Source organism: Rhodococcus sp. G6(2025) (genome assembly GCF_058628105.1).
Genome location: NZ_CP179750.1, coordinates 1,576,656 through 1,603,402 on the forward strand (window position 1 = coordinate 1,576,656; position 26,747 = coordinate 1,603,402).

Below are 26,747 nucleotides of genomic sequence, written 5' to 3' on the forward strand. Positions count from 1 at the left end.
AGCCGTGCCGCTGTGCAACGATGGGGTCTGTGCGCCCTGTGGACGGCGAACGAGTTTTCTGGGGGACGGCGAAAAGCTACCGCCTCCCGCATTCGCGAGCCAGGATACGGACGCGGTCACGCTGTGAGCGGTCGGGGATACCTTATGGGGAGGAACCGCCGTGAAGCCCGTCGACACGCGGAAGCCGGCAACACACGATTCCGAAGGGGAGCCGTTCCCCCTGTCCGCGGCGCAGCGTGCCACCTGGTTCGCGCAGCAACTCGACCCCGCGGTGCCGATCTCGGTAGCGCACTATGTGGAACTGCACGGCGACCTCGACATCGACCTGCTGCGCCGGGAGACCATCGCGGTGGCCCGCGAATTCCAGTCGCCGTTCCTCAAGGTCGTCGAGGTCGACGGCCGACCGATGCAGTACGTGGACCACGCCACCGACACGTCCATCGCCTTCATCGACTTTCGCGGTCAGGACGACCCGGTCGCTGCCGCGCACGAATGGATGGACCGGGACTACCAGGCCCCCCTCGATCTCGATGTGGATCGACTGTTCGAGACCTCGATTCTCTGCGTCGGAGAGTCGCATTACCTGTGGTACAGCCGCATTCACCACGTCGCGCTCGACGGATACGGCGCCATGACGCTGATCAACCGCATCGCGCACCGGTACTCGGCCTCGGTGGCCGGCCGCGAACCGGATCCGAGTCGCGCCGCGACCCTGCACGAGCTGTACGACGTCGATGCCCGCTACCGGTCGTCCGACCGCTTCGAGGCGGATCGGGAGTACTGGGCGAAGCGAGTCGAGGCCGTCGACGGATCGACTCTGGCCGACGCGCCCGCCCCCGCACTCGCCAGGAGCAAGGTCGAGAGTGCCCTGCTGTCCGAGGCGGCCGTGTCCGGTATCCACGGCGCCGACAGTCAGGCAAACGCCACCGCGGCAGTCACGATCATCGCCGCCTTCGCCTGCTACCTGTCGCGAATCACGGTGAAAACCGATGTCCTCGTGAATGTTCCGATGTCCGGCCGGACCACGTCGGTGCTGCGCAACTCCGGCGGCATGATGGTCAGCGTCGCGCCGCTGCCGATCACGGTCGACGAGGACGAGACGGTCGCGGACCTCGTGTCACGGGTCAGGCGAGAGCTGATGGGCGCGTTGCGGCATCAGCGGTGCAGTGTCGAGGACATCCGCCGCGACGTGGGCGCGGGCAGCGGCGCCGATCTCCACGGACCGATGGTCAACGTCATGCTGTTCCACCAGAACGTGCAGCTGGGTCCACTGGTCGGCGAATACCACATCGTCACGTCGGGTCCGGTGGAAGATCTCCTGGTCAACGTGTACCCGAGCGGGACACCGGCCGAGATCTTCGTCGATTTCCGGGCCAACCCGAACCGATACGAGGACGTGGCGCTGCGCCTGCACCACCGGCACTTCGTCGAACTGCTGGAAGAGTTCATCTCGGCCGACCCGCAGGCCCGGGTCGCGACGATTCACGAGGTCACGGCCCGCGACGGCGAGCGACGACGCCGCGAGGCGCATCAACTCGAGTACTGGACGGATCAGCTGGCGGGGATCCCCGAAGTGCTGAACCTGCCGTCCGATCGGCCGCGGCCCGTCGCGCAATCCGGGCGGGAAGACCGCGTAGAAATTCCGATCGGCGCGGAAGCGCATGCCGCGGTGCTGGCCCTCGCGCACGAACACGACACCACCGCGTTCTCGGTTCTGCACGCAGCGTTCACCGCGCTGCTGAGCAGGCTGTCGGGCGTCTCGGATGTAGTGATCGGAACCACGACCACGGTGGACCACGACCGGAACCTCGTGGCGCTCCGTACCCGCGTCGAACCGGACACGTCCTTCACGCGTCTCCTCGGCCACGTCCGCGACATCGACCGGGAGGCGTTCGAGCACCGCGACGTCCCATTCGAACGGGTGGTCCGGACGCTCGCCCTCGGCGATTCGCCCGCGTACTCGCCGATCGTCCAGGTCCTGCTCGAGTGCAGTGACGATCCGGAGACGTCCGGGATCGGCCGACTCGACCTCCGGGTGACCGCGACCGAGACCTTCGACGCCGACGGCATCCCGTCCGGCATCACGGCGACCCTCGGGTTCGCCACCGATCTGTTCGACCCCGGCACGGTCCGTCGCCTCGGCGAACGGTTCCGCCGAATCCTGGAGACGACCGCCGGCGACCCCGGACTCGTCGTCGGCGACCTCGACGTCCTGTCCGATACCGAACGGGCCACCCTCGTTCCGGTGTCCGGCGGGCCGGGGCAACCTGGCCGCACACTGCCCGAATTATTCTCCGCGGCAGCACAATCCAACCCCACCGGTGTCGCACTCTCGTATGACGGTATCGAGATGACGTACCGCGAAGTGGACGAGCGCTCGAACCAGTTGGCACGCGTCCTCGCCGAACGCGGCATCGGGCCGGAGAACTTCGTCGCACTGGGCATGACTCGCTCGATCGAGTCGGTTCTGTCGATGCTGGCGGTGGCCAAATCGGGCGCGGCCTACGTGCCGGTGGACCCGAACTACCCGGCCGAACGGATCGAGCACATGCTGGGCGATTCGGGTGCCGCCCTGGGCGTGACGGTGTCCGCCGTCCGTTCCCGGCTCCCGGACGCGATTGCGTGGCTCGTGCTCGACGACGAAGAATTCCGGACCCTCTGCGCAACGCAGCCGGTATCCGTCGTGACCGATGCCGAGCGGGCACGGCCCCTCCGCGTGGAGAACCCGTCCTACGTGATCTACACGTCCGGTTCCACCGGCAGGCCCAAAGGCGTCGTGGTCACACACGGTGGCCTGGACACCTTCGCAGCCGAGCAGCACTCACGATTCGGAGCGACGCAGGCATCCCGGATTCTGCACTTCTCCACACCGAGTTTCGACGCGTCCGTCTCCGAGTACCTGCACGTGTTCGCCGCCGCGGCAACCATGGTGATCGTGCCGCCCACGGTCTACGGCGGCACCGAGTTGTCCCGGCTCCTGAAATCGGAGCGAGTCACTCACGGATTCGTCACCACTGCCGCGCTCGGAACGGTCGAACCGGACGGACTCGCCGACTTCGGGGACGTGGTGTTCGGCGGCGAGGCGTGCCCGCCGGAACTCGTCGAGCGGTGGGCGCCCGGTCGCAGATTGTGCAACGCGTACGGGCCCAGCGAGGCCACCGTCATGTCCAACATCAGTGCGCCGATGTCACCGACCGGAGCCATCACGGTGGGCGGTCCGCTCCGCGGATTCCACGAGGTCGTCCTCGATGCGCGGTTGCAACCCGTGCCGCCCGGCGTCGCCGGAGAGCTGTACGTCGCGGGTGACGGCCTCGCTCGCGGATATCACGGCAAATCAGCGTTGACGGCCGAACGGTTCGTGGCCAACCCCTTCGGCGGCCCCGGCGAGCGGATGTATCGAACCGGGGACGTGGTGCGGTGGCGAACCGACAGCACACTGGAGTACTTGGGCCGCAGCGATTTCCAGGTGAAGGTACGTGGCTTCCGCATCGAGCTCGGGGAGATCGACACCGTCCTCCACACCCATCCGCGCGTGCGGACCGCGGTGACGATGCCGCGAACGGCACCGTCCGGCGACACGGTGCTCGTGTCGTACGTGGTGCCTGCGGCCGGGCAACAGCTCGCGACTGCTGAGGTGATCGAGTATGCCGCAGAGCAATTGCCGACGTACATGGTGCCGGCGGCGATCGTGGTACTGGACGAGATCCCGATGACACCGGTGGGGAAGCTCGATCGTGCGGCACTGCCGGCGCCGGAATTCCTCTCCACGGCCGCCGAGTTCCGTGCACCTGCCACTCCGGTGGAGCGGGCCGTCGCGCGGGTGTTCGCCGACGTACTGGGTGTGGAACGAATCGGGCTCGACGACAGCTTCTTCGACCTCGGCGGAAATTCACTGGTCGCGACGAAAGTGGTGGCGCGGGTCAACGCCGCCCTCGGCGTCGACCTCGTGGTGCGGACCCTGTTCGAGGCACCGACGGTGGAGGCACTGGCGGACCGGATCGAGGGTACTCACGCGAGACGCCCCGACCGCCCGGACCTGGTGGCGCAGACGCGTCCCGACCGGATCCCGCTATCGCTCGCCCAGCAACGTATGTGGTTCGTCAATCAGTACGACACCTCGTCACCGGCCTACAACATTCCGATGGCGCTCCGACTGTCCGGAACGCTCGACGTGGAGGCGCTCCGGGCCACGGTGGCGGACGTCCTCGAACGACACGAATCGCTGCGCACGGTGTATCCGGCGTCAGTGGACGGACCGCATCAAGTGATCCTGCCACCGGGGGAGGTGATTCCGGACCTGGATCCGACGGTCTGCGACGACGAGGACGCGGTGCGCGCGCGGATCGCCGAATCGACCGCTCGGGGCTTCGACGTGAGCACCGAGGTGCCCGTGCGTGGTGACCTGTTCCGGACCCGCCACGACGAGCACGTCCTCATGCTGGTGGTGCACCACATTTCGGCGGACGGAGCGTCGCTGGCCCCACTCGCGCACGACCTGATGGTGGCGTACTCGGCGCGGGTACAGCAGCAGGCACCCGGCTGGGCGCCGCTGCCCGTGCAGTACGCCGACTACAGCCTGTGGCAGAGGGCGGCCCTCGGCAGTGACGAGAATCCCGGCAGCCTGATGTCGGCGCAGTTGGAATACTGGAAACAGACGCTGTCCGGCCTCCCCGACGTGATGGATCTTCCCTTGGATCGACCGAGGCCCGCGGACAGAGCATTACGGGGTGGGATGGTCCGGTTCCCGGTGTCAGCGGAACAGCATCGGGCGCTTCTGCTCCTCGCGCGGCAGCGCAATTCCACGATGTTCATGGTGATGCACGCGGTGCTGGCGGTGCTGGCGGCGCGGCTGAGTGGTTCCGGAGACATCGCGATCGGGACGCCGATCGCCGGGCGCGGCGAGGAAGCACTCGACGACGTGGTGGGGATGCTCGTCAACACTCTGGTCCTACGGACGACCGTCGAGTCCGCCGCGACGTTCGGCGAGGTGCTGTCCCGGGCGCGGGAGGCGGATCTGGCGGCGTTCGGTCACGCGGAGGTGCCGTTCGAGAGCGTGGTGGACGCGGTCGCACCGACCCGCTCGACCGCGTACTCACCGCTGTTCCAGGTTCTCCTGGAGTTCCAGAACACCGCCCCGGCGCACCTCGACCTGCCGGGACTTACGGTGGAGATCCTCGATGTCGAAACCGGTGTGTCCAAGTTCGATCTGCAGTTGACGCTCGCGGAGCGCTACGACGCGTCCGGGACGGCAGCAGGCATCGACGCGTCGTTCACGTTCGCGTCGGACGTGTTCGATCCGGAGACGGTCACGGGATTCGGGGAACGGTTCCTCCGGATTCTGGCGGGAGTGGTTGCGGATCCGGATGCGCCGGTCGGTGATGTGGAGGTTCTGGGGCCGGGTGAGCGGGCGTTGGTGGTGGGTTCGTGGAATGCGACGGGTCACCCGGTGCCGCGCACCACCCTTGCCGACCTGCTCGACGCGCAGGTGGCGCGTACGCCTGATGTGCCGGCGGTGGTGTGTGGGGATGTGGTGTTGTCGTATGGGGAGTTCGATGCGCGGGTGAATCGGCTGGCGCGGTTCCTGATCGCGGCGGGGGTGGGTCCGGAGTCGTCGGTGGGTGTGGCGGTGCGTCGTTCGGTGGATTTGCTGGTGGGGATTTACGCGGTGGTGAAGGCGGGTGGGGCGTATGTGCCGATAGATCCGGATCAGCCTGCCGAGCGGGTGGGTTTTGTGGTGGGGATTGCGGATCCGGTGTTGGTGTTGGCGACGTCTTCGGATCGGGTGGTGGTGCCTGCGGGTGTGCGGGTGGTGGAACTCGACACCCTGGATGTGTCGGGGTTCTCAGATTCTCCGGTGGGGGATGGGGAGCGGCGTGCGCCGTTGCGTCCTGCTGATCCGGCGTATGTGATCTTCACGTCGGGGTCGACGGGTCGGCCGAAGGGGGTGGCGGTTCCGCACGAGGGTGTGGTGAATCGGTTGTTGTGGATGCAGGGGGAGTATGGGCTCGGCTCGGATGATGTGGTGTTGCAGAAGACGCCGGTGACGTTCGATGTGTCGGTGTGGGAGTTGTTCTGGCCGTTGATTGTCGGTGCGCGGTTGGTGATCGCGGAGCCGGACGGGCACCGTGACCCGGGTTATCTCGAACGGGTGATCCGCGAGGAGTCGGTCACCACCGTGCATTTCGTGCCGTCGATGCTCGAGGTGTTCCTGGCGGGGGCGAACGTGGAGGGGTGCGGTGCGTTGCACCGGGTGTTCACCAGCGGTGAGGCGTTGCCGTCGGCAACGGCGGCACGTCTGCGCGGGGTGAGCGGGGCGGAGCTGCACAATCTGTACGGTCCGACGGAGGCGTCGGTGGATGTGACGTTCCACGAGGTCACGGGGGCGGATCGGACGGTGGTGCCGATCGGGGTGCCGGTGTGGAATACGCAGGTCTACGTGCTCGACGGGCGGTTGCGGGTGGTGCCGGTGGGGGTGGCGGGGGAGTTGTATCTCGGGGGTGTGCAGTTGGCGCGGGGGTATCAGGGGCGGCCGGATTTGACGGCGGATCGGTTCGTGGCGAATCCGTTCGGTGCTGGGGTGGAGGGTTCGCGGTTGTATCGGACGGGGGATCGGGTTCGGTGGTTGCCGGGTGGGGTGTTGGAGTATTTGGGGCGTACGGATTTTCAGGTGAAGTTGCGGGGTCAGCGGGTCGAGTTGGGGGAGATCGAGGCGGTGTTGTTGCGCCGGGAGGATGTGGCGCAGGCGGTGGTGGTGCTGCGCGGTGATGGGTCGTCGGGGGATTATCTGGCGGGGTATGTGGTGCCGGTGGCCGGTGCGGTGGTGGACGAGCGGGTGGTGCGGGAGTCGGCTGCGGTGGTGTTGCCGGGGTTCATGGTGCCGTCGGTGGTGGTGGTGCTGGCGGAGTTGCCGGTGACGGTGAACGGCAAACTCGATCGAAAAGCTCTGCCCGAACCTGACTTCGGCAGCGCCGCGGTGGTTTTCGTCGCTCCCCGATCCCCGATCGAGGGGATAGTGGCCGCCGTGTGCGCCGACCTGCTCGGTCTCCCGCGGGTAGGCGTGAACGACGACTTCTTCGCCCTCGGCGGAAACTCTCTGATCGCCACCAGGTTGGTCGCGCGGATCAACGCGGCCGTCGGAGACCGGATCGGCATCCGCGACGTGTTCGATGCCCCCACCGTGGCCGGTCTGGCGGCGCTGGCCGAGTCGCAGGAAGGGTTGGAGGCCCGGCCACCGCTGAAGCCGAGGGATGGTACCGCCGAAGTCCCCGTGTCCCCCGCCCAGCAGCGAATGTGGTTCATCAACCAGTTCGACACCTCCTCGTCCGCATACAACGTCGCGTTCGCGTTGAGGCTCGAGGGGCGGCTCGACCTGCATGCGCTCCAGGCGGCGGTGGCCGACGTCGTCGAACGGCACGAGGCCGTGCGCACCCTCTTCCCGCTCACCGACGACGGGCCACGCCAGGTGATCCTCCCCGCGGCGACCGCGGTGCCCGACCTCGAACCGATCGCGGTCTCGGGGGAATCCGAGCTTCGCGACCAGTCGCGGAGAGTGCTGTCCGCGGGATTCGACGTCACGACGCAGGTGCCGTTGCGCGCACGGCTGTTCAGGCTCGACGAGGATGTGCACGTGCTCGCGGTGGTGGTGCACCACATCGCGGCCGACGGCTTCTCGATGGCACCCCTCGCGCGCGACGTCATCGACGCGTACGTGTCCCGGGCAGGCGGGTCGGCCCCGGACTGGGCCCCGCTCGAGGTGCAGTACGCCGACTACGCGCTGTGGCAGCGCGAGTGGCTGGGGTCGGAATCCGATGAGAATTCACCCATTTCACGACAGCTGACCTACTGGACCACCACGCTGTCGGATCTGCCCGAAGTGCTGGAGTTGCCCACCGACCGTCCCCGTCCCACCGTGCGGTCACTTCGCGGCGGTCGCGTCGAGTTCGTGATCGATCCGGAAGTTCATGCCGGTGTGGTCAGGCTGGCGCGGCAACACACCACGACGGTGTTCATGACGTTGCATGCCGCGTTGGCGATCATGCTTGCACGGGTGAGCGGTGCGGACGACATCGCCATCGGGACGCCGATCGCCGGTCGCGGCGAACGCGAACTCGACGACGTGGTGGGCATGTTCGTCAACACCCTCGTCCTGCGCACCCACGTCGACGGCGGCGCCACCTTCTCCGAGTTCCTGGCCGGCGTTCGAGAAACCGATCTGGGCGCCTTCACCCACGCGGAGGTCCCGTTCGAACGGGTGGTGGAAGTCCTGAGTCCTTCCCGGGTGACGGCGTACGCGCCGCTCTTCCAGGTGATGCTGGAGTTCCAGGACATCGAGCGCCCCACGCTGGAGTTGCCGGATCTGCAGGTCCGGAACATCGACCTCGAGATCGACACCGTCAACTTCGATCTGCAGTTGACACTGGCCGAGAACGCCGACGCCGACGGCAACCCGACCGGCATCGCCGCGGCGCTGGGCTACGCGACCGATCTGTTCGACGAGGACACGGTGCTCGGCCTCGCGGAACGGCTCGTGCGCATTCTCGAAGAAGTCACGGCCGACCCCGGCGCCCGGGTCGGAGACATCGACATTCTCGGACCACTGGAGCGTGCCGTACTGACCCCGGTGACGGGCGGTGCGGCAGTCGAAGCACGGACGCTGCCGGATCTGATGGCTGAGGCGGCCGCGAACGATCCGGAGGCCACTGCGCTGATCTTCGACGGGCGCGTCGTGCGCTACCGGGACCTCGACAGGCGATCGAACCAGCTGGCCCGCATGTTGATCGGGCACGGTGTCGGCCCGGAATCCGTCGTCGCAGTGTGTGTGCCGCGGTCCGTCGAATCCGTCCTGGCCGTCTGGGCGGTGGCCAAGTCGGGGGCCGCGTTCCTCCCGGTGGATCCGGACCATCCGGCAGCACGGATCGAATTCATGCTCACCGACTCCGGTGCCGTGTGGGGTGTGACGGGGTCGGCGCAGCGCGGCGCACTTCCGAACACGGTGCCGTGGCTGGTGCTGGATGAACCGGGCTTGGAGGATCGACTGTCGCACTATCCGTCGTCGGCGATCACCGATGGCGAACGGACAGCGACGATTCGGATCGACAATCCCGCCTACCTCATCTACACCTCGGGGTCGACCGGCACGCCCAAGGGTGTGGTCACCACGCACCGTGGTCTCGCCTCCTTCGCTGCACAGGAGAGGGCGACGTTCGGCACCACGCCCGAATCCAGGACTCTGCACTTCGCATCGCCGAGCTTCGACGCGTCCGTTCTCGAACTGCTGCTGGCGGTCGGCGCGGCAGCCACGATGGTGCTCGCACCGCCGGCCGTCTACGGCGGTGCCGAATTGGCGCAGTTGCTGGAATCCGAGCGGGTCACGCACTGCTTCGTCACTCCGGCGGCGCTGGCGTCGGTCGACCCCGACGGTATCACCGCGCTCGAGTGTGTGGTGACGGGCGGCGAGGCGTGCCCGCCCGAACTGGTCGAACGGTGGGCGCCGGGCCGTCGCATGTTCGACGCGTACGGGCCGACCGAGTCGACCGTCGTGTCGAGCATCAGTGACGAACTGGTACCGGGCGCTCCGATCACCATCGGCGCGCCCACGCTCGGTTTCGCCGAGGTCGTGCTGGACGCGCGACTGCACCCGGTGCCTGCCGGTGTCGCAGGGGAGTTGTATCTCGCAGGCCCCGCCCTCGCACGCGGGTACCGCCGGCGGTTCCCGTTGACCGCCGAACGATTCGTCGCCGACCCCTTCGGCCCGCCGGGAAGCCGGATGTATCGCACCGGCGACCGCGCGCGCTGGCTGCCCGACGGTCAGTTGGAGTACCTCGGGCGCACCGATTCCCAGGTGAAGATCCGGGGCTTCCGGATCGAACTCGGCGAGGTCGAGTCGGCGTTGCTCGCCCACGACTCCGTGGCCCACGCGGTCGCCGGCGTATGGAAGGGGGACGGCGGCGATCGGCTGATCGGTTACCTGGTGCCTGAACCGGGTGCGACGATCGATGCGAGGGCTGTCCTCGACTTCGTCGGGGGCCGGTTGGCGTCGTTCATGGTGCCGGCGGCGCTCGTGATGCTCGAATCGCTTCCGCTGACGGTGCACGGAAAGCTCGACCGCACAGCGCTTCCGGCTCCCGACTTCGCGGGTTCCGAGAGTCGGCCGCCGCAAACCGAGACCGAGGCGCTTCTCGCCGGACTGTTCGAGGAGGTGCTCGGCCTGGACTCGGTGGGCGTGGACGACTCGTTCTTCGCCCTCGGCGGCGACAGCATCATGTCGATCCAGTTGGTGGCCCGCGCACGAGCCGCCGGTGTGATCCTTGCTCCCCGAGACGTGTTCGACCACCGGACGGTCGCCGGTCTCGCCGCGTCGGCGCGATTCGACAGCGACGGCGCGGTGGCGCTCGACGAGCTGCCGGGCGGCGGAATCGGCCCCCTGCCGCTGACACCCGTCGCGCGCTGGACGTTCGAGCGCAGCGGCGGACGGCTCGACAGGTTCACGCAGGCACTGCTGCTGGCGGCCCCCGCCGGTCTCACCCGTGAGATCCTCGTCCGCGCCGTCGACGCGTTACTGGACCGGCACGACATGCTCCGCGCGGGTGTGTCCCGAGAAGGCATGGACGTGTTGCCTGCGGGCGCGGTGCCGGCGGACGCACTGGTCCGCCGGGTTCCGGTCGACACGGTGGCGGGAGACGGCTTCACCGCACTCGCGACCATGGAACTCGATGCTGCGGCCGACCACCTGGACCCCGCCGCGGCCCGCATGGTGCGGGTGGTCTGGTTCGACGTCCCCGACGGCGCCGGGCGACTGCTCGTGGTGGTGCACCACCTCGTGGTCGACGGTGTCTCGTGGCGCATCCTCGTCGCGGATCTCGCGTCGGCGTGCAGCCAACTCCAGGCCGATCTCACACCGGCACTGCCGCCGGTCGGAACGTCGATGCGGCGCTGGTCGCACGGCCTGTCCGACGCTGCGCGGCACCGGGCCGGCGAACTGGCCTCGTGGGAGAAGATCCTGGACGGCGCGGACCCGCTGATCGGTTCGCGGCCACTGGATCCCGCGATCGACGTCGACGCGACCGTCGGCACCGTCACGGTCGACGTGCCGTCGGCGGTGACCGATGCACTGCTCACCACGCTTCCGGCCGCGTTCCACGGGAGTGTGGGCGATGGACTGCTCGCCGCCGTCGCGCTGGCACTGATCGCCTGGCGACGGGATCGGGGCGTGTCCGTCTCGGACGCTCTGATCACCCTCGAGGGCCACGGCCGCGAGGAGCAGGTCGTCGCCGGCGCGGACCTGTCCCGCACCGTCGGCTGGTTCACCACCGTGTATCCGGCGCGGTTGAACCTCACCGGAATCGATGTCGACGACGCGATGGCAGGCGGTGTCGCGGCAGGGCGAGCGGTCAAGGCCGTCAAGGAGCAGTTGCTGGCGATCCCGGATCACGGGATCGGTTACGGACTGCTGCGCTACCTGGGCGACGAGACGTCGGAGGCCCTCCGCCGATTCCGCGCTCCGCAGGTGAGTTTCAACTATCTCGGTCGAGTGACCACCACGGACGGGGCCGAGGACTGGCTGCCGGTGGAAAGCACGCTCGGCGGCACGCGCAACCCCGACCTGCCGGTCGCGTCCGTGATCGACATCGACGCCGTCGTCGCCGACGGTCCCGAGGGACCCCGGTTGAGGGCGTCGTTCGCCTTTCCGGCCGGGGTCCTCGACGAGGCCGAGGTCGCGGCGTTCGCGGATCTGTGGTGCCGCGCCCTCGACGGGCTTGCCGCGGACTTGTCACGACCGGATGCGGGCGGGCTGACACCGTCCGACCTTCCGCTGGTATCGGCCGGCCAGCAGCAGATCGAGCGCTGGGAGGCGCGGTTCCCGCGACTGCGGGACGTGTGGTCGCTGTCTCCGCTGCAATCGGGATTGCTGTTCCACGCGTCCCTGGCCGCGGAGTCGATGGACGTCTACACGGCGCAACTGCGCATCGACCTCGCGGGCGCGGTCGACGCCGGACGTCTGCGCGCCGCCGCGGCGGGACTGCTGGCCCGTCACCCCAGCCTGCGGACCGCGTTCGTCTACGACGACGGGGTGCCCGCGCAACTGGTGGTCGACGCGGTGGACGTGCCGTGGCGGGAGGTGGATCTCACCGTCGAGGGGTCGGTCCCCGACACGGAACTCGCGCGCCTGCTCGACGACGACCGCAGTGCCCGATTCGATCTCACCCGGCCGCCGCTGCTCCGGCTGACCCTGTTCCACACCGCACCGGAGCGCTTCGTGCTGGCGGTCACGAATCATCACATCATCCTGGACGGCTGGTCGATGCCGCTGCTGGTGCGGGAACTGCTGGTTCGCTATGCCGCCGAAGGCAACCCGGTCGGGCTGGCGGAGCCGCCCTCGTATCGCACGTATCTGGACTGGGTAGCGACCCGGGACGCGGAGGCGTCGGCGCGGGCCTGGGAACGAGCGCTCGACGGTGTCGAGGAGCCGACTCTGGTGGCGCCCCACGCGTCCGCGGAGCTCTACGGTGTGCCCCACGAACTCGACGTCGAACTGCCCGCCCCGGTGCTCGATGGACTTGCGGCGGCGGCGGAGCGCGCCGGCGTCACTATGAACACGGTGATCCAGGCGGCGTGGGGGATGCTGTTGTCCCGGTTACTTTCCCGCGACGACGTGGTCTTCGGTGCCACCGTGTCCGGTCGTCCACCGCAGCTGTCCGGTGTCGAGAACATGCTGGGACTGTTCATCAACACGGTGCCCGTGCGAGTGCGGGTGGACCCGGACGAGAGCGTCGGGCGGCTACTCGTCCGCCTGCAGGACGAGCAGACGTCCCTACTCGACCACCATCACCTCGGCCTCGGCGAGATTCAGTCGCGGGTGGGTGTGGGCAATCTGTTCGACACGCTGTCGGTGTTCGAGTCGTTCCCGATCGACACGTCCGGACTGGACGAGAACACCGACATCGGGGGCATGCGGGTGACCGGTCTCGATGCCCGCGACGCCACGCACTATCCGCTCACTCTGCTGTCGATCCTCGAACCACGGCTGCGATTGAGTCTGCGCTACCAGCCGGGAGCCGTCGACCGGGACGATGCCGCAGCGCTCGCCGACCGCCTCGTCCGGATTCTGGTGACGATCGCCGGCGACGTGGACACCGCGGCCGGTGATGTGGAGGTTCTGGGGCCGGGTGAGCGGGCGTTGGTGGTGGGTTCGTGGAATGCGACGGGTCACCCGGTGCCGCGCACCACCCTTGCCGACCTGCTCGACGCGCAGGTGGCGCGTACGCCTGATGTGCCGGCGGTGGTGTGTGGGGATGTGGTGTTGTCGTATGGGGAGTTCGATGCGCGGGTGAATCGGCTGGCGCGGTTCCTGATCGCGGCGGGGGTGGGTCCGGAGTCGTCGGTGGGTGTGGCGGTGCGTCGTTCGGTGGATTTGCTGGTGGGGATTTACGCGGTGGTGAAGGCGGGTGGGGCGTATGTGCCGATAGATCCGGATCAGCCTGCCGAGCGGGTGGGTTTTGTGGTGGGGATTGCGGATCCGGTGTTGGTGTTGGCGACGTCTTCGGATCGGGTGGTGGTGCCTGCGGGTGTGCGGGTGGTGGAACTCGACACCCTGGATGTGTCGGGGTTCTCAGATTCTCCGGTGGGGGATGGGGAGCGGCGTGCGCCGTTGCGTCCTGCTGATCCGGCGTATGTGATCTTCACGTCGGGGTCGACGGGTCGGCCGAAGGGGGTGGCGGTTCCGCACGAGGGTGTGGTGAATCGGTTGTTGTGGATGCAGGGGGAGTATGGGCTCGGCTCGGATGATGTGGTGTTGCAGAAGACGCCGGTGACGTTCGATGTGTCGGTGTGGGAGTTGTTCTGGCCGTTGATTGTCGGTGCGCGGTTGGTGATCGCGGAGCCGGATGGGCACCGTGACCCGGGTTATCTCGAACGGGTGATCCGCGAGGAGTCGGTCACCACCGTGCATTTCGTGCCGTCGATGCTCGAGGTGTTCCTGGCGGGGGCGAACGTGGAGGGGTGCGGTGCGTTGCGCCGGGTGTTCACCAGCGGTGAGGCGTTGCCGTCGGCAACGGCGGCACGTCTGCGCGGGGTGAGCGGGGCGGAGCTGCACAATCTGTACGGTCCGACGGAGGCGTCGGTGGATGTGACGTTCCACGAGGTCACGGGGGCGGATCGGACGGTGGTGCCGATCGGGGTGCCGGTGTGGAATACGCAGGTCTACGTGTTGGACGGGCGGTTGCGGGTGGTGCCGGTGGGGGTGGCGGGGGAGTTGTATCTCGGGGGTGTGCAGTTGGCGCGGGGGTATCAGGGGCGGCCGGATTTGACGGCGGATCGGTTCGTGGCGAATCCGTTCGGTGCTGGGGTGGAGGGTTCGCGGTTGTATCGGACGGGGGATCGGGTTCGGTGGTTGCCGGGTGGGGTGTTGGAGTATTTGGGGCGTACGGATTTTCAGGTGAAGTTGCGGGGTCAGCGGGTCGAGTTGGGGGAGATCGAGGCGGTGTTGTTGCGCCGGGAGGATGTGGCGCAGGCGGTGGTGGTGCTGCGCGGTGATGGGTCGTCGGGGGATTATCTGGCGGGGTATGTGGTGCCGGTGGCCGGTGCGGTGGTGGACGAGCGGGTGGTGCGGGAGTCGGCTGCGGTGGCGTTGCCGGGGTTCATGGTGCCGTCGGTGGTGGTGGTGCTGGCGGAGTTGCCGGTGACGGTGAACGGCAAACTCGATCGAAAAGCCCTGCCCAAACCTGACTTCGGCACGCGCACGATCGGATATCGCGCCCCCACCACACCCGCGGAGGAAGCGATCGCCACGGCCTTCGCCGCCGTCCTCGATGTCGATCGCGTCGGGGCCGACGACAGCTTCTTCGACCTCGGGGGAGACTCGCTCAGTGCCACCCGGGCGGTGGGACGCATCAACAGCGCACTGGACACGACTCTGGGTGTCGCGGCGCTGTTCGACGCACCCGTGGTGTCCGATCTGGCCGTCCGGATCGACTCGGACGTGAGGACGAGTTCCGCCTCCCCGCCACTCACCGCGACGGCGCGGCCCGAGCGGATTCCCCTTTCCCTCGCGCAGCAGCGCATGTGGTTCATCAACCAATTCGACACCTCCTCACCGGCCTACAACATTCCGGTCGCCCTCGACTTGGACGGCGCGGTGGACCTGTCTGCGCTACGAGCGGCACTCGGCGACGTCATGGACCGCCACGAGTCGCTGCGGACCGTGTTTCCCGGTTCCGCCGACGGACCCCGGCAGGTGATCGTCGATTCCGCGCTCGCGACCCCTGACCTCGAACCGGTCCCGGTTGCCGAAGGGGCCCTTCACGACTCGCTCACCGCATTCTTCGGCGTGGGATTCGATGTCACCGAGGACCTTCCGATCCGGGTGCGACTGTGGGAACTCACTCCCGAACGGCACGTTCTCGCCCTCGTCGCGCACCACATCGCGGCCGACGGCTTCTCGATGGCACCTCTTGCGCGGGACGTGATGCTCGCCTACACCGCCCGCGCGCAGCAGCAGGCACCCGGCTGGGCGCCGCTGCCCGTGCAGTACGCCGACTACAGCCTGTGGCAGCGAGCGGCTCTGGGCACCGAAGACCAGCCCGATTCGATGATGTCCGGGCAACTCGGCTATTGGGCGCGGACGTTGTCGGGCATCCCGGACGTGCTGCCACTGCCTCTGGATCGGCCACGACCCCTCCAGCGGTCGCTCCTCGGAGACGTCGTCCCGTTCGACATCCCGCCCTCCGTCCACAAAGCTCTGACCGAGCTGGCACGCCAGCACAATTCGACGCTGTTCATGGTGGTGCACGCCGCGCTGGCCGTGCTGCTCGAGAGAGTGTCGGGATCGGACGACGTGGTGGTGGGAACCCCGATCGCGGGCCGGGGCCACGCGGCACTCGACAACGTGGTGGGAATGTTCGTCAACACGCTGGTGCTCCGCACAGCGGTGGCACCAGGATCGTCGTTCGCCGACGTGCTCACCGACGTGCGGTCGGCGGACCTCGGCGCGTTCGAGCACGCAGACCTTCCCTTCGAGCGTCTGGTGGACGAACTCGCACCCGAGCGGTCCACCGCGCACTCACCCCTGTTCCAGGTGTTGATCGAATTCCAGAACGCCACCCGCACCCACCTGGAACTGCCCGGGTTGACCGCCCGGTCGCTCGACGTCGATCTGAACGTCGCGAAGTTCGATCTGCAGCTGAGCCTGGTGGAGCGAGTCGACGAGCAGGGGGTTCCGGCCGGGATCGGCGCCGGCCTCCGCTACGCGACCGACGTGTTCGATCGTGCGTCGGTACAGAGTTTCGCGGAGCGCTTCGTGCGCGTGATCGAGGCCGTGACCACCGACCCGGCCACACCCGTCGGGGACATCGACATCCTGCACGCGCCCGAACGCGAACTCGTGCTCACCGCCGCGCATCGGCCGGGGACCGACGTCCCACCGCTGTCGCTCGTGGACGCGTTCGATCGCATGGTGGCATCCGCGGGCGATGCCGTCGCGGTGCGCTGCGACGGCGCGTCGATGACATACCGCGAACTCGACGACCGGGCCAACCGGCTCGCGCGACTGCTCGTGGCGCAGGGGGTAGGTGCGGAAACGCTGGTGGCGGTGGCGATGACGCGGTCGGTCGACCTCGTCGTGGCGCTGCTCGCGGTGGTGAAGTCGGGCGCCGGTTACCTTCCGGTGGATGTGGCCTCTCCTGCCGAGCGGTTGGTGTTCCTGCTCGGCGACGCCCGGCCGGAGTGTGTGCTCACCACGACTGCGGACGCCGCGACCTTCCGCGGCGCCGGGGTCCCGGTGGTGGTGCTGGACGACCCCGAAAGCGTGACTGCGCTGCAGCAGTTCTCGGCGCTACCGGTGACCGACGACGACCGTCGTACTCCACTGCACCTGGACTCGGTGGCGTACGTGATCTACACGTCCGGTTCCACCGGGCAGCCGAAGGGCGTGCAGGTCTCGCACCGCAACGTGATCACGTTACTGGCGAACACCCAGACGCTGTTCGGATTCGGACCGGCCGACGTGTGGACCATGTTCCATTCCGCCGCGTTCGACTTCTCGGTGTGGGAAATGTGGGGAGCGCTCGCACACGGTGGCCGGCTGGTGCTGGTGGACTATTTCACGGCGCGCTCACCCGAGAAGTTCCTCGAACTCCTGCGCGGCGAAACCGTCACGGTCGTGAATCAGACCCCCACCGCCTTCTACCAATTGGCGGAGGCCGATCGCCTCGCCGGTGGTCCCGGCCTGTCGTTGCGATACGTGATCTTCGGCGGGGAGGCCCTCGAATTCGGCCAGTTGCGGCGCTGGTACGCACGCCGGGGCGACGCCGCGCCCGTCCTCGTCAACATGTACGGCATCACGGAAACGTCCGTGCACGTCAGCCACCTGCCGATCGACCGGGACCTCGTCGAGGAGGAGTCCGCATCGGTGATCGGCCGGGGACTGCCCGGGCTGCGCGTGTACGTGCTCGACGGTCGACTCTATCCGGTGCCGCCGGGCGTGGTCGGCGAGATGTACGTCTCGGGTGCGCAGGTTTCGCGCGGCTACCTGGGCCGGGCCGCCCTCACGTCCGGCCGATTCGTCGCCGACCCCTTCACTCCCGGCGCCCGGATGTACCGGTCCGGCGACCTGGGCAGGTGGAACGGGAACGGCCAGTTGGAGTACCTCGGCCGCAACGACCTCCAGGTGCAGGTGAAGGGCTACCGGATCGAACTCGGTGAGGTGGAAGCGGCGCTGCTCGCGTGCGAGGGGGTGTCGCAGTCGGTCGTGACGGCCCGCGGGGACCGGTTGGTGGGGTACGTGGTGCCGGAGACCGGCGCGGCGATCGACCCGGCCGCGATCATCGATGCGGCCGCGGTGCGATTGGCGTCGCACATGGTGCCGGCCGCGGTGGTGGTTCTCGACGAGTTGCCGCGGACGGTGAACGGCAAACTCGATCGGAAAGCCCTGCCCGAACCGGACTTCGGGCAGCGGGTGACCGCGGGCCGCAGCCCGGTCACCGAGACCGAACGGATCCTCGCCGACCTGTTCGCGGAGGTCCTCGGCCTCGACTCGGTGGGGGTCGACGACTCGTTCTTCACCCTCGGCGGGGATTCGATCATGTCCATCCAACTGGTCACTCGCGCCAAGGGCGCCGGGATACTGATCTCGCCGCGCGAGGTGTTCGAACGGAAAACCGTTGCCGGGCTGGCCGCGGCGGCCGGGACGGACGACGAGACCGCTGTTCTCGACGAATTGCCGGGAGGCGGGATCGGCGAGATTCCGCTGACCCCGATCGTGCGGTGGATGCTCGCCCGGGGTGGGGATTTCCGCCGCTTCTCGCAGTCCGCACTGTTCACGCTGCCCGCCACGGTGGACGAACGCACCCTGACGGAAGCTCTGCAGGCCGTGCTGGATCGGCACGACCTGTTGCGGGCCCGGCTGTACCGCACGTCCCGCACCGAAGAGGGCTGGTCGATGGAGGTGCAGGCCGAAGGGTCGGTGCGGGCGGCGACCGTTCTCCGCCGGGGGCGGATGGACGATGTCGGCGCCGAACTGGACGGTGCCCTCGACCGGCTCGACCCGGAATCGGGCGTCATGATGCAGGCGGTCTGGCTGGACGGGGCCGAACACCCGGGTCGCGTGCTGCTCGTCGTCCATCATCTGGCGACGGACGGTGTGTCCTGGCGGATCCTGATCCCCGACCTCGCGGCGGCGTGCGCGCAACTGCAGTCCGGCGCGGCACCGGCGCTGGAGCCACCGGGGACGTCGATGCGCCGGTGGGCGCACGCACTCGCCGACGCCGCGCGTGAACCCCAGCGCACCGCCGAGGTCGAACTGTGGCGGGGAATGCTGCACGCGCCCGACCCGCTGCTGGGGTCGCGCCCGGTGACCGCGTCGGACACCGCCGAGACGGCCGCGGACATCGTGGTCCGGGTTCCTGCCCCGTTGACCGAGACGCTCCTGACGACCGTGCCGCGGGCCTTCCACGGCAGTGTGGGAGATGCGCTGCTGACGGCGCTGACCATGGCGCTGACGAGTTGGCGGCGACGACGCGGGATCGAACTGTCCGGCGCGCTGGTCAGTCTCGAGGGACACGGTCGCGAGGAGCAGTTGGCGCCGGGCGCTGATCTCGCGCGCACGATCGGCTGGTTCACGACGATCTTCCCGGTGCGACTCGATCTGAGCGGGGTCGACCTCGACGACGCGTTCGCCGCAGGCCCGTCCGCGGGGGCCGCGGTGAAGACCGTGAAGGAGCAACTCCTCGCCGTTCCCGACCACGGCATCGGTTTCGGACTTCTCCGGTATCTGAACGACGAGACGGCGCAGGTTCTTTCGCCGCTGCCGATGCCTCAGGTCAGCTTCAACTATCTCGGCAGGATGGGCCCGACCGCCACGGCGACCGACGAGGGGTGGGTGCCGGTCGAGGAACCCGGACTGCGCGAGAAGTCGGCGGTGCCCGTCGCGGCCGTCGTCGACGTCAACGCGATGACCGTCGACTCGGGCGACGGCCCCCAGCTGAACTCCACGTGGACGTACCCGCCGGGCGTCCTCACCCGAGAGGAGGTCGAGGAACTCGCGCAGCTGTGGGTGCAGGCACTCGCTGCTCTCGGCGCGCATGCGGAGTCGGGTGGCGGCGGGTTCACACCGTCGGATCTCGATCTCGTCGAACTGCGGCAGGATGCGATCGAGGACCTCGAACACGTCTGTCCGGACCTGACGGACGTGTGGCCGCTGTCGCCCCTGCAGTCCGGCATGCTCTTTCACTCCGAACTCGCCGACGACTCCCTCGATGTCTACCTGGTGCAGGTGAGCCTCGAACTCGAGGGCACCGTGGATCCGCATCGACTGCGCCGCGCGGCCGATGCCCTGCTGAACCGGCACGCGAATCTGCGCGCCTGCTTCCGGCACGACGCCGAGGGCAACGCCGTCCACGTGATCCGGCGACGGGTGGAGGCGCCCTGGCGCGACGTCCCACTCACGGCTCTGGACGAGGACGCCGCGGCTGCCGAGGTTGCGCGACTGCTGGCCGAGGACAGGGTCCGCCCGTTCGACCTGACACGTGCCCCGCTGATCCGGTTCATGCTGATCGCGACCGCGCCGAACCGCTACCGGCTGGTGTCGACCAACCACCACATCCTCCTCGACGGCTGGTCGATGCCGTTGCTGGTCCGGGAATTGCTGACGCTCTACGCCACCGACGGGGACCCGTCGCCGCTGCCCCGCGTCCGCGGGTACCGCGACTACCTGGCGTGGATGAGCCGCCGAGATCACGGCGCCTCCCGGGAGGTGTGGGCTCGGGCCCTCGCCGGGGTGGACGGACCGACGTTGCTGGCCCGCTCGGATCCGGGACGGCGGCTGTCCACGATGTCCGACGAGTTCGTCTTCGACCTGGACGAGGACCACACCACACGCCTGCGTGATGTCGCGCGGTCGCGTGGCCTGACGGTCAACACGCTCGTGCAGGTCGCGTGGGGGATTGTGCTGGGTACGTTGACCGCCCGCGACGACGTGCTGTTCGGTGCCACCGTTTCGGGGCGGCCTCCCGAACTGGCCGGCATCGAGACGATGGTCGGACTGTTCATCAACACCCTGCCCGTCCGGGTCAGGCTGCGCCCCGACGACACGGTGGGTGCTCTGCTCGAGCGCGTGCAGGCCGAGCAGGCGGCATTGCTGGATCACCACTACCTCGGGTTGGCCGAGATTCAGAGTGCAGCCGGGCCGGAGGTCGGATTCGACACGCTGACGGTGTTCGAGTCGTACCCCGTCGACCGCGCCGGGCTCTCCACCGAGACCGACATCGCCGGAATGCGCGTCACCGGAGTGGATGCGCGCGATGCGGCCCATTATCCGCTGAGTCTCGTGGCATCCGTCGACGCTCGTCTGCGCCTGAAATTCGAGTACCTCCCGGACGTCTTCGACACGGACACCATCGACGACATCGCCGGACGCGTGCTGCATGTACTCGACGCGTGCGCTCGTCCGGACCAGCCGCTGGCCGCGCTGTCGCTGCTGACCGACCGGGAGCGCGCCGACCTGGTGCCGGTCCGCGGCCGTCCGGGCGGGTCGACCCTCACGCTGCCGCAGATCCTCGACGAGGGGGCCGCGGTCGATCCGGGCGCGATCGCACTGTCCTCCGAGGACGGCGACGTGAGCTACGGCGATTTGGACGAGCGGTCGAATCGCCTGGCGCGCGCACTCATCGCCCGTGGGGCGGGCCCGGAGACGTTCGTGGCCATCGGGATACCGCGGTCCCTCGACTCCATTCTGTCGGTGTGGGCGGTGGCGAAGACCGGTGCGGCGTTCGTGCCGATCGATCCGAACTACCCCGACGAGCGCATCACTCACATGCTCGTCGATTCCGGAGTCACTCTCGGCGTGACCACATCCGAACACCGAGGCCGGCTCCCGGGCACCGCGCACTGGCTGGCCCTGGACGAACCCGGCTTCGCGACCGAGTGCGCCGAGCGCGCGGGGGCACCCGTGACCGACGCCGACCGGAGCGGTCCGGTCACGCTGGACACCGCCGTGTACGCCGTCTACACGTCGGGGTCCACGGGTGTGCCCAAGGGCGTGGTGGTCACCCATCGCGGACTCGACAACTTCGCTCTCGACCAGCTCGAACGTTTCGGTGCGACACCGCAGTCCCGGACTCTGCACTTCTCCACACCGAGTTTCGACGGGTCGCTGTTCGAGTACCTGCAGGCCTTCGGTGCCGGCGCGACGATGGTGATCGCGCCGCCCAGCGTGTTCGGCGGCGAGGAACTCGCGCGGCTGCTGGCCGACCGGAGCGTCACCCACGCATTCATCACTACCGCTGCGCTGGCGTCACTCGATCCGGCCGGGCTGGCGCAGCTCACGGACCTGGTGTTCGGCGGCGAGGCCTGCCCACCCGAACTGGTCGCCCGCTGGGCGCCGGGCCGCCGGCTGTACAACGCGTATGGACCGACCGAGACGACGATCATGTCCAACATCAGCGAGCCGATGGTCCCCGGGCACCCGATCACCATCGGCGGCCCGATCCGCGGGGTGACGGAACTGGTGCTCGACTCCCGGCTGCAACCGGTCCCCGTGGGAGTTCCCGGCGAGTTGTACCTTGCCGGCGCCGGCCTGGCCCGCGGCTACCACCGCCGACCGGCACTCACCGCCGAACGGTTCGTCGCCGACCCCGTCCGCCCCGGCGAGAGGATGTACCGCACCGGCGACATCGTGCGGTGGACGGCAGACCACAGCATCGAGTACGTGGGCCGCACCGACTTCCAGGTGAAGGTGCGCGGCTTCCGCATCGAACTCGGCGAGATCGACTCCACCCTCATGTCGGAGCCGGACGTCGGATTCGCCGCCACTCTCGCGCACCGCGGCCCCGCGGGAGACACCTTGCTGGTGTCGTACGTCGTTCCGGCGTCGGGTCGCTCCCTCGACCCGGCCGTACTCACCCGGCACCTGGCGGACCGCCTGCCGTCCCACATGGTGCCCACCTCCATCACGGTGCTGGAGCGCATTCCGCTGACTGCCGTCGGCAAGCTGGACCGCACGGCACTGCCCGAACCCGACCTGCTCTCCGGGACAGGGCACGACCGGGTTCCGGTCGGTCCGATCGAGGACGCGGTGGCCGTCGTCTTCGCAGAGGTACTCGGACTGGCGCGCGTCGGCGCCGACGCCGGTTTCTTCGACATCGGTGGCAACTCCCTGAGCGCCACCCGGGTGATGGCACGGCTGCGCGCGCTGCTCGGCACCGACTGTGGGGTGCGAGATCTGTTCGAGGCGCCCACGGTCGCCGCGTTGGCGGCACGGATCGAGCACGCCGGCGCCGGGCCGTCCGGACGTCCGGTGCTCGCGGCCCGCACCCGTCCCGAGGACATCCCGCTGTCGTACGCGCAGCAGCGGATGTGGTTCGTCAATCAGCTCGACACCACCTCGGCTGCCTACAACATCCCGATCGTGGTGTCACTGAGCGGAGACCTCGATGTGGGATCGCTGAACTCGGCACTCACCGACGTCGTCGCCCGGCACGAGTCGCTGCGCACGATGTTCCCGGTCCGTGGGGACTGGCCGGTTCAGCAGATCCTGCCCGCCGAGGGTGCGGTGCCCACTCTGACCCCCGTTCCCGTCGCGGACGAGCACGGCCTGCGGGAGGAGCTGACCCGGCTGGTTTCGGCGGGTTTCGATGTCACCGTGCGGATCCCGCTGCGGGCCGGACTGTATTCGCTGAGCGACACCGAGCACGTACTCGCCGTGGTGGTGCATCACATCTCGGCGGACGGGTTCTCGATGGTCCCGCTGGTGCGCGACGTGATGACCGCGTACGGCGCCCGCGTCGTCGGCGGCGCACCCCACTGGCCACCCCTGCCGGTGCAGTACGCCGATTACGCCCTGTGGCAACGGGAGTCGCTGGGTTCGGACGACGACCCCCGGTCGCTGATCTCGCGGCAACTCGACTACTGGACGACCACCCTCGCCGGCGCCCCCGACCTTCTGGAACTCCCCACGGATCGGGATCGGCCGTCCCAGCAGTCCTTCCGCGGCGCGCGCATCCACTTCTCCGTCGACAGCGACCTGCACCGTCGCATCAGCGAACTGTCGCGACGTCTCGGCTCCACCGAATTCATGACCGTGCACGCCGCCCTGGCGGTGTTGCTCAGCCGTCTCGGGGGAACCCCCGACGTCGCGGTCGGCACCCCGATCGCCGGCCGGGGAGACCCCGCACTCGACGACCTGGTGGGCATGTTCGTGGGCACGCTCGCCCTGCGCACACAGGTGGACGCCGCCGAGTCGTTCACGGCCCTGGCCGCGCACTGTCGCGACGTCGACCTCGAAGCCTTCGCCCATGCCGACGTTCCGTTCGAGCGGGTGGTGGACGCGGTCGGCCCGACCCGATCGACGGCGTATGCGCCGCTCGTCCAGGTCTCGCTGGAATTCCAGAACAACGAGCGACCGGTGCTGACGCTGCCGGGACTGGAAGTCCGTGGAATCGATCCCGGGCTCGCCGTGGTCAAGGTGGATCTCGAATTCCTCCTGGCGGAGGAGTTCGACGCGAACGGTGCGCCGGCCGGGATGAACGGCGCCGTCGACTTCGCGACCGATCTCTTCGACCCCGACACGGTCCGCGGCTTCGCCGGCCGCTTCGTGCGCATCCTCGACGCCGTCACCGAGAATCCGGACCGGCCGATCGGCGACCTCCCCCTCCTCGACGCGGTGGAGTTGCGGGCGATGGTGCCTGCCCGCGGCGAGCCGCAGGTGCGCCCCGAGCTGTGGCCCGATCTGCTGACGGCCGCCGCCGCACTCACCCCGGACTCGGTGGCCCTGTCCCTCGGGGACCGCCGGGTCAGCTACCTCCAACTCGACGAGTGGTCCAACCGGGTGGCCCGGGTTCTCCGCGGACGCGGGGTGGGACCGGAGACGTTCGTGGCAGTCGGAATGCCCCGGTCGATCGAGTCGGTGGTCTCGATCTGGTCGATCACCAAGGCAGGCGCGGCGTTCGTGCCCGTCGACCCCACCTACCCGCGCGACCGCATCGACTACATGCTCACCGATTGCCGGGCTGTGCTCGGCGTCACCGTGAGAAGTCGCCGGAGCACCCTGCCCGACACCGTTCCGTGGCTGATCCTCGACGACGAGGACTTCGCCGCGCAGGCGTCGGCCGTGTCGTCGGCACCGATCACCGACGCGGATCGGACGAGTCCGTTGCACCTCGCTCACCCGGCCTATCTCATCTACACGTCGGGGTCGACCGGAAGGCCGAAGGGCGTCACCGTCACCCACCGGGGTATGGCCGATTTCACCGCGGAGACGCACCAACGGTTCGAGGTCACCCGCGAGTCCCGGGTCTCGCAGTTGGCGTCCCCGAGTTTCGATGCCTCGGTGTTCGAGCTGATGATGGCGTTCGGCGCGTCGGCGCGCGTCGTGATCGTGCCGCCTGCCATCGTCGGGGGCAGCGAACTGGCGGATCTGTTCCGTCGCGAGCAGGTGACTCATGCGACCATCACGCCGACCGCACTGGCGGCCCTCGACAACGACGGACTCGATTCGCTCCGGGTCCTGGACCTGGTGGGCGAGGCGTGCCCGCCGGAGGTGGTGGCGCGGTGGGCGCCGGGGCGGAGCCTGCACAGCGGGTACGGGCCCACGGAGACCACGATCCAGGCGAGCGTCAGCGCCCCGATGCGTCCCGGCGAGAGCGTGAACATCGGGGCACCCGCCCGGGGATTCGCGTTCCTGGTCCTCGACGAGCGGCTGCAGCCGGTCCCGGTCGGTGTGCCCGGCGAGTTGTATATCGCCGGACCGGGTATGGCACGGGGGTACCACAACCGGGCGGCGCTCACCTCGGAACGCTTCGTGGCCTGTAACTTCGGGGAACCGGGGTGCCGGATGTATCGGACCGGTGACGTGGTGCGCTGGCGTGAGTCGGCGAGCGCACTCGAGTACATCGGGCGCAGCGACTTCCAGGTCAAGGTCCGTGGATTCCGCATCGAACTCGGCGAGATCGACGCCGTGCTCGCCCGTCACCCGGCGGTTGCCTTCGCTGCCAGCGTCGGTCACACCGGCCCGTCCGGTGACACCGTGCTCGCCTCGTACGTGCGGGCTCAGGACGGGCAGGAGGTGGAGCCCGCGGGACTGCGCACCTACGCGTCCGAGCGACTGCCCGCCCACATGGTGCCGTCCGCGGTGGTGGTACTCGATCGGATTCCGATGACCCCGGTGGGCAAGCTCGACCGGAAGGCGTTGCCCGCCCCGGAGTTCGGTTCGACCGGTGCGGCGTTCCGGGCACCGGCCACGGAAAACGAGCGCATCGTCGTGGACGCCTTCGCGGAGGTTCTCGGGGTGGACCGGGTGGGCACCGCGGACAGCTTCTTCGATCTCGGTGGAAATTCGCTCCTCGCCACCAGGATCGTCAGCGCACTGCAGGCCGCGCTGGACCGGAGGGTTCCGCTGCAGTGGATGTTCCTCGACCCGACACCGGCGGGGATCGCCCGCCGCCTCGACCTGCCGCATCGGAGCGCCGGTATGGAAGAGGCACTCGCCGTGGTGATTCCGCTGCGTGCGCACGGAATCGGGCGACCGTTGTTCTGCGTCCATCCGGGCATCGGCCTGTCCTGGGGGTACGCCGGTCTGGTGCGGTATCTCCCTCCCGACCGGCCGGCGTACGGACTGCAGCTGCCCACGATCAGCGATGACGGCGACTACCGGACGATCGAGCAACTGGCCCACCGCTACATCGAGGAAATGCAGGCCATCCAGCCCACCGGCCCGTACGACCTGCTCGGCTGGTCGCTCGGCGGGGTCATCGCGCACGCCATGGCCGTCGAACTGCAGGCAGCCGGCGAAGAGGTCGCCACACTCGCCGTCATGGACAGCTACCCCGTGGGCGGCGAGGACCCGCTGGTCGGCCGGCTCGAGATCCGGGACCTCCTGCGCGGGTTGGGACTCCAGACCGAGGGGGACGGTGAGATGACCTACGAGCACGCCGCGCGGTTGATCGACGAATCGTTCGGGACCGAGACCGGAGTGCGAGGGCACGACCTCGAACGCATCGCCGCCGGGTACGAGAGTTCGAGGTGGCTCGCCCACCACTTCGTGCCCCGGGTGTACGACGGGGATCTGCTCATCTTCCCCGCCACACGCGACGGGAACGGCACGACCCGGGCCCGGTCGGCGGACGAGTGGCGGCCGCTCGTGACCGGCCGGATCGACGAGCAACCCGTGGACTGCGGGCACAACGAGATGATCGAGCCGCAGTCGCTCGCCGTCATCGGGCCGATCCTCTCGCGCGTGCTCTCCGAACGGCCGTGAATCG

General features: G+C 68.7%; 1 protein-coding gene. It reads left to right on the top strand.

What is annotated here, in order from left to right:
• Nucleotides 1–160 precede the first annotated feature (160 nt).
• Nucleotides 161–26,743 carry a non-ribosomal peptide synthase/polyketide synthase gene (locus ACLIVD_RS07365; RefSeq protein ID WP_491932193.1) on the top strand — a complete coding sequence of 8,861 codons (26,583 nt, stop codon included), beginning with the start codon at nucleotides 161–163 and terminating at the stop codon, nucleotides 26,741–26,743.
• Nucleotides 26,744–26,747: the final 4 nt, after the last annotated feature.